Genomic DNA, 14,386 nt, shown 5'->3' on the forward strand with positions numbered 1-14,386 from the left:
AGATTCTACGAATTTGCGTAATTTCGCAGAATCTAGCGCATATTTTGTCGCACTACTTCATACGCCACGATACTAACGGCATTTGAGAGATTTAAACTTCGCGCGTTATTTTGCATAGGGATTTTATAGGTTTGCGCAAAATGCGCATTTATCAGCTCCAAAGGCAGTCCCTTATCCTCCCTGCCGAAATGCAAAAAGCACCCATCAGCGAATCGCGCCTCAAAATAGCTACGATTCGCCTTTGTGCTTAAAAAAAAGTGATTTAAATCGATAGGATTGTCGCGCTCAAATGCGCCAAAATTATCCCATTTTACAAGCGAAATCTTTTCAAAATAATCCATTCCTGCGCGTTTTAGGTGCTTGTCATCGATGGTAAATCCCAGCGGATAGATAAGATGAAGCCTCGCATTTAGTGCAAGGCAGAGACGCCCGATATTGCCCGTGTTGTGCGGGATTCGTGGCTCGTGCAAAACGATATTTAGCATTTTATAATTCCTTTATTTGTGCTTCAAAGTCCGCTATCGCCCCTAAAATCGCCGTCCTACACGCGCAAAATGGCGTTTTTATGTCGTTGCTTTTGACGACAAGCATTGCAATCATCGCGCTTTGCAGTAAATGGCACATTGAGCCTTCAAACAAAATGCCTACTTTGGGATTATTTTGGCTTGTGTGCGCCAAAAATTCGCTCATTTTATCGATAAATGCAAATAATTGCTCTTTGGTTGAAATCTCGCAATTTAGGGCATTTATAAGCTCACCCGCAAATAAAATCGCGCCTTTTTTCAAATCCGCCTTTGCCAAATCTACTTGCGATTCGCTTATCAAAAAATGCGGTAATTTTTCCCTTTTTGCGATGGATTTTAGGGTAAGATTTGGCGCAAAAACCGCGCCTTTGATTTTTGCCCCAAAGCTTAAATTATGCACGGATTTTGGCTTGTAATGCGCTATTGCAAGGGCAAAACTCTCTTTGCTTAAAGAAAAAATCGCGTTGCCAAACACTTCAAAATCCGCGCAATTCCCCTCTACTTTGAAGCAATCAGCTGGGATTTCGGCGCGTTCATCGCCGTAGATTGAGCCGCTTGCGTGTTTGGCAAAGCCACGCACAAATCCGCAGTCCATTCCGCACATTATGATTTCATCGCTCATCGCGCAAGCTAGGCTAAATCCAGCGTTTCCTACAAACGGAGCGCAAAATTCAAGCGGGGCGATTTGGGGCGCGATTTTATCGAAAATATAACTTGCCGCGCTTCCGCCACGCATAAAAAGTAGCGTGTTTTGCGATATTTGCAACACTTTTGGATTGACAAGCGAAGCGCAAAGCGTGGCTGTGTCGCCTAAATTTGAACTTTGCAAAACCTCCGCAAGATAGGGGACGCGCTCGATTTCGATTTGAAAATCTATGCGAATCTTATGCGCTTTTAGCACCTTTAACGCCGTGCCACAGCTAAAAATCAGCATTTTGTTTTGATTTGCGCGGATAAAATTGATATTTGATTCAAGGCTAGGACCGCTCCCTACCACGCAAATTGGGGTTTTTAGCTTGTGATTTAGGCGCAAAAATGGCGCGTTTTTGGCGTTTATAAAGGCATTTTTTAGCCCCACCATTTCGTCCTCAAAACTCCCCCACCCACGCGCATTTGCACGATATGTCTCAAATGTGAGTTGCTTGAACGCCTCTATTTTGGGGCTTTTTAGCAGTGATAGCTCTAATCGCAGAAAATTATTTGTAATTTTTTTGCTATAAAAGTAGTGGTTTAAAAGTCCCTTATTTAGCAGGTTTTCGATGAAAATATAGCAGGATTTGGGGCTGGTGCGCGAAAAAAGCAACTCATAATCGACAAAGTAGTTTGAGAGCGCGAAAAGTTCGGCTTCCTCTTCATAAATCAAAAGTGAGTGAAAAAAATAGCCCATTTCTAATAAAATATCCAAAAATAGTCCGCCACAAAGCCCGAAAATATTGGTTTGGGGGAGAAATAGTGGAGGGAGATGGTAGGCATTTTGCGCGATTGTCTCTTGCGCGTATTCGCGGGTTGTTTCGTCATTGCGAGATTTGGCAACGCCGAATCGTGGCAATCCATTAGGAATAATCTGTGTTTTGGGCGAATCGCTTACTTGCAACGAATTTGTATTGATTCGCTTTTGGGTCATTGATTCGTGTTTTTTATTAGATTCGCGTGATTTGGATGGTTGCTTCACTTCGTTCGCAAATCCTGCGGATTGCTTCGCCTTGCTATCGCAAACTCGCAATGACGAAGCGGGAGCAGATTCTGTCTTTTGTTCCCCCTCCCTTGCGGAGGGGGCTAGGGGGTGGGTATTTTGTGGATTAGATTCTGCGTTAAGATTCTGCGAAATTGCGCTAGATTCTGCGTTTATAGTGGATTTTGCACTACTTTTTTTTTGCGAATCTACCCACCCCCTTAATCCCCCTCCGCAAGGGAGGGGGAGAGATTGAAGTTTGCCCTCCGCAAGGGAGGGAGAGAGTTTGGATTCTGCGTTCGCATAATTTGCAATACCCACCATTTTATTTATCGCCTCCGCTGTCGCTTTTAAATTCGCTACGCCATAATTTCCATCGCTATTTTTTTGCAATTTTTTTAAGCGCAGATTGTTTGCGTAAATGCGCCATTTATCGTTGTTTAGCGGGGTTTGGGCGATATTTTGCGCCACACTTACAAACGCGCCTTTGGGGTAGAGAAAACGGCGATTTTGCAAATCCACTATGTTTATTTCATCTTGTGTAAAATAGAGTTGATATTTGCGATTCGCGCCATTTAGCGCATTTTGAAGCGATTTTGCGATTTTGTTACGCTCAAAAAATGCGATATTTTTTAGCATTCGATTTTGCATTATGATTTGCGCATTTTTATAGGCGGATTCATCGCCCTGCTGGGCGCGAATCAGCACCTCAATTAGACTCTCTATTGTTTAAGTCCTAAAAGTGTATTTAAGATTTGGTCAGAAGTCGTTACGGCTTTGGAGTTTGCTTGAAAGCCCCGCTGAACGACTATTAGTTGCGTTAGTGCGCGGGATAAATCCACATTGCTCATCTCTAGCTTTGAGCCACTCACGCCCCCCCTGCGCCCTGTGTTTGGTGCGCCGATGATGGGGTCGCCTGAGTTGCCACTTTGGCTAAAAATATTGCCACCTTCGGCTTGGAGTCCTGCGTTATTTGCGAAGTTTGCGAGTGCGACTTGCGCGAGTGCGAGTGCCTTGCCGTTGGTAAATGAGCCTAAAAGCGTCCCATTTGCGTCAAAGCGGATATCCACCAAATCCCCCGCGATGTAGCCATTTTGCGAGATTGTATAAGTTTCAGAAATTCTATCTACGCTCGTTAGTCCGCCAAAAGTGCCGTTATCGCCAAATGCGAGTTCTAATCGCTGTGGCGAAGTCGAGCCATTTTTAGGGTCAAATTGAAGCACGGGCGGATTCATCCCCGCTAGTGAGCCATCCGAGTTAAACACCGCGCGTCCGCCCTCCAAAATATTTGGGCGAGTGGGGCTACCGCCGATAAATTGCGCAGGTTCGGGCAAAATCGCGCGGAAGCTCCACTCATTACCCGAAATCTTATAAAACTCAAAGCGCACCGTGTGCTTTGAGCCTAAACTATCCACCACATCGACACTTGTAGCGTGAGTCGCCACGCCAAAGACGCCTGAACTCGCCACATTGCCACCCTCCACAAGCGAAGTAGTCGCGATGCCCCGCATCACATCTTTCAAAATCACATTATTTGTGATATTATCATTATAAAAACTACTTACCGCGATATTTAGATTATTCTTAATATCATCGCCATCATCGGCATTTTCAATCTCAAACATACCATAGCGATTCACACTCACAAACACACTCGCAGTCGAATCGCCATAAGTAACCTGCGGATTTTTCACGATATTTGCATCTTGCTGCATTAAAGCGCGTAAATCCTCTGTCGTCCTAAACTGCCCCGCGGTTGAATCGGCGTCCTGTGCGTTTGTATATTGATAAGAAAACGCCGTAATCACGCTATCGCCTTCTTTGAAATTCGCCAATGCGCCTGTGCCACCGCTTGTGATGATGATATTTTTCGTCTTTTCATCGCCATCGCGCTCATTTTTATTCTCCAAGCGAAGTGCGCCATTATCGATATAAGCCTCCACGCCGGTTTTGTCGCTCGTGGCATTTATGGCATTTTGCGCAGCGATAAGCGATGAAATGCCAGTCACTGCTGAATCATTTGTAAAAGAGATTTCTTGCCCATTTATGCCGATAGTGCTTGTCTCATTTGTATTTTGCACATTTTGGCGCATTTGCGCGGTTTGATAGCTAATCCAAAGTCCCTGATTTTCTTTTAGCGCGAGTGCATCGCCATCCGCGTTAAAAAGCGCACCCATATCATAGGCGATTTGACGCAGTTTGTTTGCTGAATCATAGATTGGGATTTCAGGGTCGATTTCAGTGGCGATAGATGAGTCAAGCGCGGAGAGCGGAACCATCTGGTCTGCCTTGCGCCCTGCGTTTAGATTCGCACGAAGCGAAATTGATGAAGTAGATTTGGCAGGCATAACCATCGCAGGGTCGATTTGAATGCTACGAATGGGTCCTGTGTGATCGACTTTGAAAAATTCATCCTCCGTCATATACTCGACATTTTCTAACTCCCCGCGAATCCACCCTTGCACGATATAACCGCCCGTATTTACCAAATTACCATTTGCATCAAAGAGAAATTCGCCATTCCGCGTGTAATTATGCGTAATCCCCCTATCGGGGCTAACGATGAAAAATCCATCGCCCTCAATCGCCAAATCCGTTTTAATGTCTGTATTTTGCGTGTTGCCCTGCGAGAAAACTTTGGTAGTGGCTTCGATACCCACGCCTAGCCCGATTGAGAAGTCATTTTGCCCTCCAAGCCCGTTTTTGTAGGGCGAAGAGGCGATTCGCTTGATTTGGCTAAGCATATCCACAAAACTTGCGCGCGAGTATTTGAAACCCACTGTATTGACATTTGCAATGTTGTTACTTTCCACATCTAACGCTATTTGGTGCGCTTGCATTCCGCTTACACCAGACCACAAAGACCTTAACATATCTATCCTTTTATTTAGAAATTATTGCGATTTGTAAGCAAATAATATTCCTAAAAATTGCAATTTAGATTCTGCGATTTGCAGAATCTTGCTTGAAAATTTGTATAAATCTTGTGCGAAAATCACAGAATCTTGCTTCAAAATCCGCACAATCCGCTCTGCCCTTTTTTGAAAAATCTTTAAGAAAACTTTTAGTAAAATCATCGTAGAAACGCGCAATTATTTTGGGATTTTGGGGGCGTAGCTTGATATTTTTGAATTCAACTTTTTTCAATTCGACATTTTTATCAGCATTTTCATTTTACGAAACGCCCATAGATTTTGCGATTCAAGGCGAATCTAAAATATCCACGATTCAAAGCGAATCTAAAACAGATTCTACGATTCAAAGCATATTTAAAAACACAAAATCCCCCCCCCCGTTACAACTAAATTCACATTTATTTTCTCCCCGCCCCGCGCAAACTTCATTTAAAGGCGTTGCGATGCGATAAGCGCAATGTTGCAAATGATAGTTTGAAGCGTTTGATTTGCGCGCTTATGCGAATCTAATATCATTTTAGGGGGCATTTTATGGACTTTTTGACAACTTTGAGCGATGGGACGCAATTTACCATTCAGCTAATCATCGTTTTGATTTGCTTGTTTTATGGGGCGAAAAAGGGCGGTATTGCGCTTGGATTGCTAGGTGGGATTGGCATTTTTGTGCTGACATTTCTTTTTAATGTCGCGCCGGGCAAGCCTAGCATTGATGTGATTTTCACAATCCTTTGCGTGGTGGTGGCGAGTGCGACTTTGCTATCAAGCGGCGGACTAGATGTGATGCTACAAATCGCGGAGCGGATTTTACGGCGCAATCCAAAGTTTCTAACGATACTTGCGCCGTTTGTGACTTGGTTTCTAACGATTTTGTGCGGGACGGGGCACGTGGTTTATACGATGATGCCTATCATCTATGATATCGCGATAAAAAATAATATCCGCCCCGAGCGTCCTATGGCAGGGGCGTCTATCGCTTCGCAAATGGGGATTATCTGCTCACCTGTGAGCGTGGCGGTGGTAAGTCTCACAGCGATGCTTTTAGCCTCTGGCGTAAAGCAAATACAGGGATTTGATGGATATATCGACTTGCTAAAAATCACAATCCCAAGCGGTGCGTTTGGCGTGCTGTGCGTGGGGATTTACTCGTGGTTTCGGGGCAAGGATTTGGATAAAGATGAAGCGTTTCAAGAGCGTATCAAAGACCCCAAATTCAAAGAATATGTCTATGGCGAGAGCAAAACGCTTTTGGGTGCGAAACTCCCTATGATTCAGTGGGTGGCGATGTGGATATTTCTTGGGGCGATTGCGATTGTGGCGGTGCTAGGGATTTTCAGCGATTTGCGCCCATCATTTGGCGGTAAGCCTATGAATATGGTTGCTGTGATTCAAATGTTTATGCTAATTGCGGGCTCTGCGCTAGTGATTTTTACAAAGGTAAAAGTCAGCGACATAGGCAATAACGCGATTTTTAAATCAGGTATGATTGCGATGGTGGCGGTGTTTGGGATTTCGTGGATGGCAGATTCGATGTTTGCCGTGCATACGCCAATGCTTAAAAATGCGCTTGGTGGCGTGGTGCAAGAGCACCCTTGGACTTATGCGGTGATGTTGCTTCTTATTTCAAAGTTCGTAAATTCACAAGCGGCGGCACTAGCGGCGTTCGTGCCACTCGCACTTGGCATTGGCGTGGAGCCGGGCATAATCGTGGCATTTTCAGCGGCGTGCTATGGATACTACATTTTGCCTACTTATCCAAGCGATTTGGCGACAATTCAGTTTGACCGCTCGGGGACTACGCACATTGGGCGGTTTGTGATAAATCATAGCTTTATTATCCCGGGGCTAATTGGCGTATTTAGCTCTTGCGTGGCAGGGTGGCTACTCGCGCTAGTAGCGGGATTTTTATAGGATTTTAAGCAAATTCGCAGAATCTAGCGCAAAATCCGTCATTGCGAGAAGTCGCACTTATGGCGACTTCGTTGCAATCCACGAAATTAAAATAGATTGCCACGATTCTGTGTCAAACGCAGAATCTCGCAATGACGAAGTGGTGGCAGATTCTGCGATTTTCGTGCGAGATTCTGCGAAATTTGCAGAATCTCACTCCATCAGCGAATAAGTCATATAAAATCGCAGTTTTACCTTCGTGGTGGGGCGCGGATACTCCCTAAAAGCAATCTTAATATTTGTCAGCATATCATTATCCAAAATGATTGAGTTTGCGCTAGAAATCACGCGCAGCTCGGAAATATCGCCATTTGGATGCAGGTAAAACTCGATGACATTTTTCCCCTGCAAGTTCAGCGCAAGTGCGCCCTGCGGATACCCGCGCCGATTGATATGATATTGCGTGATACGCCCTATATTGCGCAAATTATTGATGATGAAATCAATCTCCGCCATCCCATAATCGCCCAATTCATCGCCATAAAGTTCAAAAATCTCCGCTTTGATATCGCTTGGAATTGCCCTGCTTGCGATGTAGCGTATCATTTCTTGGCGTTTTTGGTGGGGCAAATTTGGATTTATATTTGCGCCATTGTAAAGTTGCAAGGATGATAAATTTAGCGCATTTAGCGCAGAATCTGCGGGATTTTGGGGAGATTCTGCGGTTTTTGAAATTGCTTGATTTTGCGGTGGCGCGGGGGGATTTGGCGTAGAATGTGGCAGATTTTTAGGGATAGATGAGTTGATTTTATGTGGAGAATTTTTCACCGCAGAATCGCCACCGCGCTTAAATCCTAACTGCACTTTTTTGGGCGTTTGCGGGGTAAAAAAGTGCAGATTTTTATTCACAAAATACAGCGCAAAAATGGCGATGATATGCGCTAAAAGCGAGAAAAGCAGTGCTTTTAAAATCGCATTTTGCCTAAAAAGTGCTAGATTTTCTTGCATTGCGATGTCCTAGATTTTGCGAGATTTGCGCGAGATTGGGCGAAAATGGGGTAGATTGCGCGAATTTTGTATAAGATTCTGCGAATCGCAGAATCTAAAAAAAATTCGTGCGAAGCACCCAAATCTCGCCCGCTTCGTGGTGCAAAAAATCGGGAGCAAGGTTGCAGTAGTGCAACCGCCGATTTTTTGCTAGAAGCGGAAAAGCGAGGCACTCCCCCTAAAAGCGAAAAAGCGGCTGCTTTTTGGCGCGTAGGGGGAGCGGGGAGGGGGGTGCAGCCCTTTTGCGAGAAAGAAAGCAAATCTAAATCAAAAAATAGCGATTTTATCGCAGAATCGCAGAATTTAAAAATAGATTGCCACGATTTTGCTTCGCAAAATCTCGCAATGACGAAAAAAATGCAGAAAATCGCAGAATCTGCCACAAAATCGCAGAATCTAAATTTGGATGGTTGCTTCGCTTCGCTCACAAATCCTATGGATTGCCACGATTCTGCTTCGCAGAATCTCGCAATGACGGAAAACAAGCTAGATTCTGCGGTTTTCATAAAATTATGCCTTTTGTAATTGCTCGTAGTTTTTAATCAAATGTGCGATTTTGTGCTCGCGCAAGAGTTTCGCAGAATCTCGCTCTTTGGGGATTTTATCGATGATAAAGGCATTTGTCGCCCCGACAAATAAAATGTAGTTCGCATCCGCAGAATCTAATATCAAAATCTTATTTTTCGCGTCAAGTGCGATGTTTTGCGCCACTGAAATGGGCGACTTGCGGAAAATCGAAATGGGGGCAGTGTCGCTTTTTACGCGCTTTTTGATGATAAATAGCGCGATGATTAGCGCACACAAAATCGCAATCACCGCAAAATACCGCCACAAATCCACGCCCTTTGGGGATAAAAGATTATTTTGCTCTTTGATTGCGCTGATGCTATCCTCCAAAGATTGCGGATTTGCGGTGAGATTCTGCGAACCCAAATTTGACGAATTTGGCGAACCAAAATTTTGCGAATTTTGCGCGAGATTCTGCGAACCCAAATTTGACGAATTTTGCAAACCCAAAGATTGCGGATTCTGCGAATTTGGCGCATTTAGCGCAGAATCTGCCAAAATATTCCCCGCAATGCTTTCTTTTTTCGTAGCGATGATTTTTATCGCACCATTCTTTTTTTGCACCTTTTGCACCGCCAAATCAAAATGCAGTTCAAAATCACTCACACCAAAAACAAGCACAACCCCGCCACCCTGCGAGAAAATCTCGATATTTTTTATTAGCGCGGATTTGCTAACTAATTTATTTTTATTAAACGCTAAATTATGAAATTTGAGTGCCGTAAAGTCCTGCCTTGCGGTTTTTGTGATATTTCCATCAAACGCAGAATCCACCAAAAATAAAATCTCCACGCCATTTTTTATGCTTTTAATCTGCACATTTTCCAAACTACTCGCACACAAAAACTGCGCAAACACCGCGCACAGCGCAAATACGCGCCAAAAACTATATTTTCTCTTTTGTGAGATAATAAATGATTGCATTGCTATCCAAAATCTCATTTATGCGGATTGCTAGACTTTTTTCATACACCATAACCTCGCCCTTGCCGACAATGCGGTCATTTACAAAGACTTCGACACTCTCCCCTGCGGGTTTTTGCAAGTCAATCACCGTCCCTTTTTCAAACTTCAAAATTTCTTCTAGCGAGATTTTCGTATTGCCAAGTTCAGAGCGGAAATTCACCTCCATATCAAGCAGTCCAGCGTAACTCTCCATCATTTCTTGCAGGTAGTTTGCAAGTTCGATTTCCTTTTTATTATGCACCAAGCGCTCATCTAAAATCTCATTTTCTGCCATTTTTGCGTCCTTTTATTTGGTAAATCACAATTTTCATCTTTTCGTATTTATAAGCGAAAATGTCGCACCCTGCGGGGATTTCTGCGTTTTCCAAAAACTGCGGAATGCCAAGTTTCAAAATCTGCCCTTGCTCTTCAAAAAGCACCTTTGCCTTGCCGACAATTAGATTTGCAATCTCTTTTGCAATGTCGCTCAAAGTGCTTTTATCGGGCGCAGAATCCGCAGAATCAAGTGCAGAATCGGGCGCAGAATCTAGCGCAGAATCAACCGCAGAATCCGCAGAATCTAGCGCAAAATCTAAAAAAGATTCTGCGAAATACTCCAAAAGTGCTTTGTTTGGCGCGATTATAAACTCCATCTCTCCAAGCGATATTTTGGAGGCAAAATCCGCGAAATCACTAGATTTTAGTGCAGATTCTGCGATTTTCGTGTGATTTTTCGTAAAATCCGCAGAATCCGCGATTTTCGCAGAATCTCTCGCGCCATTTTTCGCAGAATCCGCAGAATCTAAATCTCTCGCAAAATCCGCAGATTCTGCGCGTAGTTCAATATCCAAGCATTCTTTTATCGCGCAAAGAATTGCTTTTTGCAAAATTTCCATCACCGCCCCTTTTTGCAAAATTCCACCGCAAAGCATTCATCGCATTTTGGGTTGATTGCCTTGCAGATATATCGCCCAAATAAAATGAATGCTTGATGAAGTGCGGCGCGATTGTGCGCGAAAATGGCGTTTAAGTCGCGCTCCGTTGCTTCGGGCGTCTTTGCGTTGCTTAATCCCAAGCGGTGCGAAATGCGAAATATGTGCGTATCCACCGCCATTAAGTTCGCTTCGCAAAATTCTAGCAAGATGACATTTGCAGTCTTTTGCCCGATACCTGCGAGTGATTTCAAATCCTCCGCATTTAGCGGGATTTCGCCACCAAATCGCTCGAGGACGCCCTTTGCCATTGCGATGATATTTTTTGCTTTGTTGTTAAAAAATGACACTGATTTGATTAGATTTTTCACAGAATCTAACTTTGCATTTGCCAAAGATTTGACATTTGGATATTTCGCAAAAAGGGCGGGAGTTACGATATTTACGCGCTTATCGGTGCATTGCGCAGATAAAATCACACAGATTGTGAGTTCGTAGAGATTTTTATAAACTAACTCCGTTTTTGCCCCTTTGTAGCGTTCTAAAAATAACTTTTCGAGTTTTCGTGCGTTTTTCATTTAATACTTCACAAATCCATTATTTTCAATGCCATAAAGTTGCGTTTTATACGCTACCTGCGAGTTTTCTACACTTTCTTTGAAAAATCGCTCTATGCCATCTTTCATTTTGCTTAAAAATAAATCCACGCCAAGCGCAGTGGAGTAATTCACCCAATCATACTTCAAATCGCCCGATAACAGCGCACTATATTCGAGCAATCGCTCATCGCTTGTGCCAATTGAGTTTGCAATAAGTAGATTTTTGGTATTTATGCCTCGCAGAAGCGATAGAAGCGCGGGATTGTAATTTATTTGCGTGGAGAAAATATAAGGCGGAGTGTCCTTTAAAAGTCCAATTTGACTTAAAAGCAGTCCTGAAATCACCACGCGCGTGTTTAAAAACACGCTACTTTCCTTCAAAAGATTTTTTTGTCGCTCCAATCTCGCGCTAAAATTCGTAGCGTCCTTATTTGTGACAACCTCGCTATAACGCTTATAATCCTCACTTTTCGCCTCGACAATCCCGCCAATCATCGCCCCAAGCGCAGAATCATCATTGTAACTAATAATATTTTTCCCCGAGCTTTTATCCAAAAGCATCGCAATTTGCGCATCATAATCAATCCCGCCAAAGGTGATTTGCTCCATAGAATTATCAAAATTCTGCGGAGATTTTAGCGTGGGGATATAAATTGGGATTTTTAGTCGCCTTAAAAGCGGGAGATTTTCCTCTTTTGAAAGAATGGCGATTGCAAAATTGAAATGCTCATTTTGCATCGCATTTAGCGCGTTTTCGATAGATTCTGCGTTTTCATCCACGCTATCAAAAACCTTAAATTTAAAGTCAATATCGCGGAACGCCAAATACGACAAAATCGTATCAATAGTCGTTGTGGAATACTTGCCAATCGTCTTTTTGGGGATTAAAAGGGCGATATTTAGTTTATCTTGCAGTGTATCAAAGCGGATTTTGTAATAAATGCCAAGCTGTTTTGTGAAATCTAACATAATATTTTGCAGCTCTTCATCCTCAATCTCGCGGGAAAATCGCGCTATAAATGAAAAAACCTTCTTTTCCTCCGCCAAATCTTTTAGGCAGGATTTGGAGCAGGGCTCGGGATTTAGATTTATAATCTCAATTTTTGCCACAGGAATATTTGAAAAAACATTGCCCTGCGCGTAAAGTGCGCCAAAAAATACCATAAAAACTACTAAAAATCTCATTTTTTTCCTTTATTTAAAAAATCTTTTGCGACTTTGAAGTCCGCCATCGCTTCCTTTTTCAGTCGCTCATTTCGCAATAAATCGCCAATGTGAAATGTTACTATAAAATCCCTAATATTGCTTAATATTCTGCCTCGCAAGTTTTCCAAACGCTCATCATTTCCTAACACAAAATGCGCCACTTCCTCGCCAAAAATCACGCAAAGTGCAGAATCTTGCGCTTTTAACTGCGTTTTGAGATAATCTCCGCAGATTTTTATATGATTTGCATTTGGCGAAATGTGCGTGGCGCACTTTATTAGCGATAAAATATTATAAGATTCTGCGCCAAATACGCGCTTTGCGATATTCTCAATCATCTCAAAACTCGCGCTATGTGGCAAAATCGGTTTTAGCGAAATAAAGCAAATTTCGGCATTATTTGCTTCGCCTGCGATTTTAGATTCCGCGCTTTTTGAGAGTTCGCAAAGGGCGCAGTTTGCGATGATTTGCGAGAGTGGCAACTTACTTTTTTCGCTAACGATTTTTTTAGGCGGGGGGGAGTAATCGTAGTATTCCTCGCCGCACATTTTTCGTAAATAAAGTTCCTTTAACAACTTCGCTTTTTGCGCTAACTCACTCATAAAAACCTCGCTATTTGCAATAAAAATAAACTTTTGCAACGCCATCAAATAAATCGCCATCATCCAAATTTAGCACAACTGCGGTGGATTTTGTTTGCAAAGATTCTGCGTTTTTGAAAAAAATGTAGCAGTTTGCGTGGGGATTTTTCGCGGTTGCTTCAAGTGCGACATTTTGCCTAATGCGCGAGAAATATCGATATTGCAACTCCCTTACACGAAGCAAATTTGGGCGAGTTACTTTGGGCGATTTATGTGAATAAAAATTAAGATTCTGCGATAAAAAGAGCTGTGAATGGCGCGTTTTAAGCATTTCATCGCCTATATTTTGCGTGAAATCCTTTAAAATCCGCACATCGCCGTTTTTTATACTAAACTCATCATTTGCTAAATTATAAACTTTGCTATACTCAAAATTTATCGCAAACAGCGGGACAAAAAGCAAAATCACGCAGAATCTCATCACATTTTCTCCAAAATTTTGCTATGATTTTAAAAAAATTTTACTTAAAAGATAGGCGATGCAAACTCAATCAAAAATCATCATTTTAGGCAAACCAAATGTCGGCAAATCATCGCTTTTTAATCGTCTATTAAAAGACAAAATCGCCATCACAAGCGACTTTGCGGGGACTACGAGGGATATAAATATCTGCCCTTTGGAGTTGGAAAATAATGGGCGCATTTTTTATATGAATCTCTGCGATACTGCGGGGCTTATGAAAAAGGCAAATGGCATTTTTAAAAATGTCAAAAAGATGATATTTGATTTTATCGATGAAGGTGATTTGATTTTGTATGTGATTAGCGCGGGAAGTGGCATAGATGAGGAAGATTTGCAAGTATTTCGTTCGCTAAAAAATGCGGTGCTAATTGTCAATAAAATAGATATTGAAAAAATCGAGCGGTGGGAATATGGCGCATTTGGCGCAAAGAAAATATTTTTTGTGTCGAGTTTGCATAATAGGGGATTAAAACAACTAAAAGATTTTTTGGGATTCGCACTAGGGGTAGATTTAAAGGATTCGTCATTGCGAGGGAGCGAAGCGAGCGAAGCAATCCAAGATTCTGCGAATCCATCGCCAAAATCCACTTTAAAACCTCTTTCTCTTTCGCAAAAAGGGCTGCACCCCCCTACCCCGCTCCCCCCTACGCGCCAAAAAGCAGCCGCTTTTTCGCTTTTAGGGGGGAGAGCCTCGCTTAATCCGCTTCTAGCAAAAAATCGGCACTCGCACTACTGCTCGTTTGCTCCCGATTTTTTGCACCACGAAGCGGGCGAGATTAAGGGTGCTAACGCACAATTTTTGGATTGCCACGAAAATTCTTGCGAATTTTCTCGCAATGACGAAACTATCGCAGATTCTGCGAATCAAACAAAAATCGCAGAATCTACGCGAGAATCGCAGAATCTAATCGCAGAATCTCACACAGCGCACGATTCACAAGACAAACAATCGAAGCATTTGCGGTGTTGCTTTGGATTATTTTCGCGT

At 42.8% G+C, this 14,386-nt stretch carries 15 protein-coding genes and 1 pseudogene; 4 read left to right on the forward strand and 12 right to left on the reverse strand.

Features of this window, described 5'->3' with window-relative positions:
• Positions 1-32 precede the first annotated feature (32 nt).
• The 4 genes from ACWIUE_RS04205 to ACWIUE_RS04220 are packed head-to-tail and all read right to left on the reverse strand — an operon-like array spanning position 33 to position 5,273.
• Positions 33-485, reverse strand: coding sequence for a tRNA (cytidine(34)-2'-O)-methyltransferase (locus ACWIUE_RS04205; protein ID WP_454135165.1), 453 nt, complete (start codon positions 483-485; stop codon positions 33-35).
• A 1-nt stretch (position 486) separates the two neighbouring features.
• Positions 487-2,904, reverse strand: coding sequence for a motility associated factor glycosyltransferase family protein (locus ACWIUE_RS04210; RefSeq protein WP_454135167.1), 2,418 nt, complete (start codon positions 2,902-2,904; stop codon positions 487-489).
• A 14-nt stretch (positions 2,905-2,918) separates the two neighbouring features.
• Entirely contained in the window at positions 2,919-5,069 is a 2,151-nt protein-coding gene (gene flgE / locus ACWIUE_RS04215; protein WP_454135169.1) for a flagellar hook protein FlgE, read from the reverse strand.
• A gap of 21 nt (positions 5,070-5,090) precedes the next feature.
• On the reverse strand, positions 5,091-5,273 hold the full coding sequence (locus tag ACWIUE_RS04220; RefSeq protein ID WP_454135170.1) for a hypothetical protein: 183 nt from the start codon (positions 5,271-5,273) through the stop codon (positions 5,091-5,093).
• A 41-nt stretch (positions 5,274-5,314) separates the two neighbouring features.
• On the opposite strand from ACWIUE_RS04220, the gene ACWIUE_RS04225 reads away from it, so the two are divergent.
• Positions 5,315-5,563 (forward strand): hypothetical protein, encoded by a 249-nt coding sequence (locus tag ACWIUE_RS04225; protein WP_454135172.1) that lies wholly within the window; start codon positions 5,315-5,317, stop codon positions 5,561-5,563.
• Positions 5,564-5,642: 79 nt separating this feature from the next.
• Positions 5,643-7,019, forward strand: a complete 1,377-nt coding sequence (locus tag ACWIUE_RS04230; RefSeq protein ID WP_454135174.1) for an anaerobic C4-dicarboxylate transporter — start codon at positions 5,643-5,645, stop codon at positions 7,017-7,019.
• A gap of 192 nt (positions 7,020-7,211) precedes the next feature.
• Here the strand turns inward: ACWIUE_RS04230 and ACWIUE_RS04235 are convergent, their stop codons facing one another.
• Positions 7,212-8,006, reverse strand: coding sequence for a TonB family protein (locus ACWIUE_RS04235; RefSeq protein ID WP_454135176.1), 795 nt, complete (start codon positions 8,004-8,006; stop codon positions 7,212-7,214).
• A 66-nt stretch (positions 8,007-8,072) separates the two neighbouring features.
• Here ACWIUE_RS04235 and ACWIUE_RS04240 point away from each other — a divergent pair, with 66 nt between their 5' ends.
• On the forward strand, positions 8,073-8,570 hold the full coding sequence (locus tag ACWIUE_RS04240) for a hypothetical protein (protein WP_454135178.1): 498 nt from the start codon (positions 8,073-8,075) through the stop codon (positions 8,568-8,570).
• Here ACWIUE_RS04240 and ACWIUE_RS04245 read toward each other — a convergent pair.
• The 7 genes from ACWIUE_RS04245 to ACWIUE_RS04275 are packed head-to-tail and all read right to left on the reverse strand — an operon-like array spanning position 8,556 to position 13,359.
• Positions 8,556-9,536 carry a hypothetical protein gene (locus ACWIUE_RS04245; RefSeq protein WP_454135179.1) on the reverse strand — a complete coding sequence of 327 codons (981 nt, stop codon included), beginning with the start codon at positions 9,534-9,536 and terminating at the stop codon, positions 8,556-8,558. The genes ACWIUE_RS04240 and ACWIUE_RS04245 overlap by 15 nt on opposite strands.
• On the reverse strand, positions 9,499-9,852 hold the full coding sequence (gene fliN, locus ACWIUE_RS04250; protein WP_454135181.1) for a flagellar motor switch protein FliN: 354 nt from the start codon (positions 9,850-9,852) through the stop codon (positions 9,499-9,501). The genes ACWIUE_RS04245 and fliN overlap by 38 nt, the downstream gene beginning before the upstream one ends.
• Entirely contained in the window at positions 9,839-10,453 is a 615-nt protein-coding gene (locus ACWIUE_RS04255) for a hypothetical protein (protein ID WP_454135182.1), read from the reverse strand. Before ACWIUE_RS04255 ends, fliN begins: the two co-directional genes overlap by 14 nt.
• The gene (gene nth / locus ACWIUE_RS04260; RefSeq protein WP_454135183.1) at positions 10,453-11,067 is read right to left on the reverse strand and encodes an endonuclease III; all 615 of its coding nucleotides are present in this window, start codon (positions 11,065-11,067) and stop codon (positions 10,453-10,455) included. The genes ACWIUE_RS04255 and nth overlap by 1 nt, the downstream gene beginning before the upstream one ends.
• The gene (locus tag ACWIUE_RS04265) at positions 11,068-12,273 is read right to left on the reverse strand and encodes a hypothetical protein (RefSeq protein ID WP_454135185.1); all 1,206 of its coding nucleotides are present in this window, start codon (positions 12,271-12,273) and stop codon (positions 11,068-11,070) included.
• Entirely contained in the window at positions 12,270-12,941 is a 672-nt protein-coding gene (locus tag ACWIUE_RS04270) for a uracil-DNA glycosylase family protein (protein ID WP_454135385.1), read from the reverse strand. The genes ACWIUE_RS04265 and ACWIUE_RS04270 overlap by 4 nt, the downstream gene beginning before the upstream one ends.
• Positions 12,907-13,359: a hypothetical protein gene (locus tag ACWIUE_RS04275; RefSeq protein WP_454135187.1), complete on the reverse strand. Its 453-nt coding sequence runs from the start codon at positions 13,357-13,359 to the stop codon at positions 12,907-12,909. The genes ACWIUE_RS04270 and ACWIUE_RS04275 overlap by 35 nt, the downstream gene beginning before the upstream one ends.
• A 55-nt stretch (positions 13,360-13,414) precedes the next feature.
• On the opposite strand from ACWIUE_RS04275, the pseudogene ACWIUE_RS04280 reads away from it, so the two are divergent.
• A pseudogene (locus tag ACWIUE_RS04280) lies at positions 13,415-13,780 on the forward strand (GTPase); the annotation flags it as partial.
• Between the last annotated feature and the right edge of the window lie 606 nt (positions 13,781-14,386).

This window comes from Helicobacter sp. 23-1045 (assembly GCF_053654655.1).

Excerpts from the sequence above, each read along its gene's own strand:
- ACWIUE_RS04205 (WP_454135165.1), bottom strand. The coding sequence starts at position 485 with ATGCTAAATATCGTTTTGCACGAGCCACGAATCCCGCACAACACGGGC.
- flgE (WP_454135169.1), bottom strand. The coding sequence starts at position 5,069 with ATGTTAAGGTCTTTGTGGTCTGGTGTAAGCGGAATGCAAGCGCACCAA.
- ACWIUE_RS04220 (WP_454135170.1), bottom strand. The coding sequence starts at position 5,273 with ATGATTTTACTAAAAGTTTTCTTAAAGATTTTTCAAAAAAGGGCAGAG.
- ACWIUE_RS04230 (WP_454135174.1), top strand. The coding sequence starts at position 5,643 with ATGGACTTTTTGACAACTTTGAGCGATGGGACGCAATTTACCATTCAG.
- ACWIUE_RS04235 (WP_454135176.1), bottom strand. The coding sequence starts at position 8,006 with ATGCAAGAAAATCTAGCACTTTTTAGGCAAAATGCGATTTTAAAAGCA.
- ACWIUE_RS04245 (WP_454135179.1), bottom strand. The coding sequence starts at position 9,536 with ATGCAATCATTTATTATCTCACAAAAGAGAAAATATAGTTTTTGGCGC.
- fliN (WP_454135181.1), bottom strand. The coding sequence starts at position 9,852 with ATGGCAGAAAATGAGATTTTAGATGAGCGCTTGGTGCATAATAAAAAG.
- ACWIUE_RS04255 (WP_454135182.1), bottom strand. The coding sequence starts at position 10,453 with ATGGAAATTTTGCAAAAAGCAATTCTTTGCGCGATAAAAGAATGCTTG.
- nth (WP_454135183.1), bottom strand. The coding sequence starts at position 11,067 with ATGAAAAACGCACGAAAACTCGAAAAGTTATTTTTAGAACGCTACAAA.
- ACWIUE_RS04265 (WP_454135185.1), bottom strand. The coding sequence starts at position 12,273 with ATGAGATTTTTAGTAGTTTTTATGGTATTTTTTGGCGCACTTTACGCG.
- ACWIUE_RS04270 (WP_454135385.1), bottom strand. The coding sequence starts at position 12,941 with ATGGCGTTGCAAAAGTTTATTTTTATTGCAAATAGCGAGGTTTTTATG.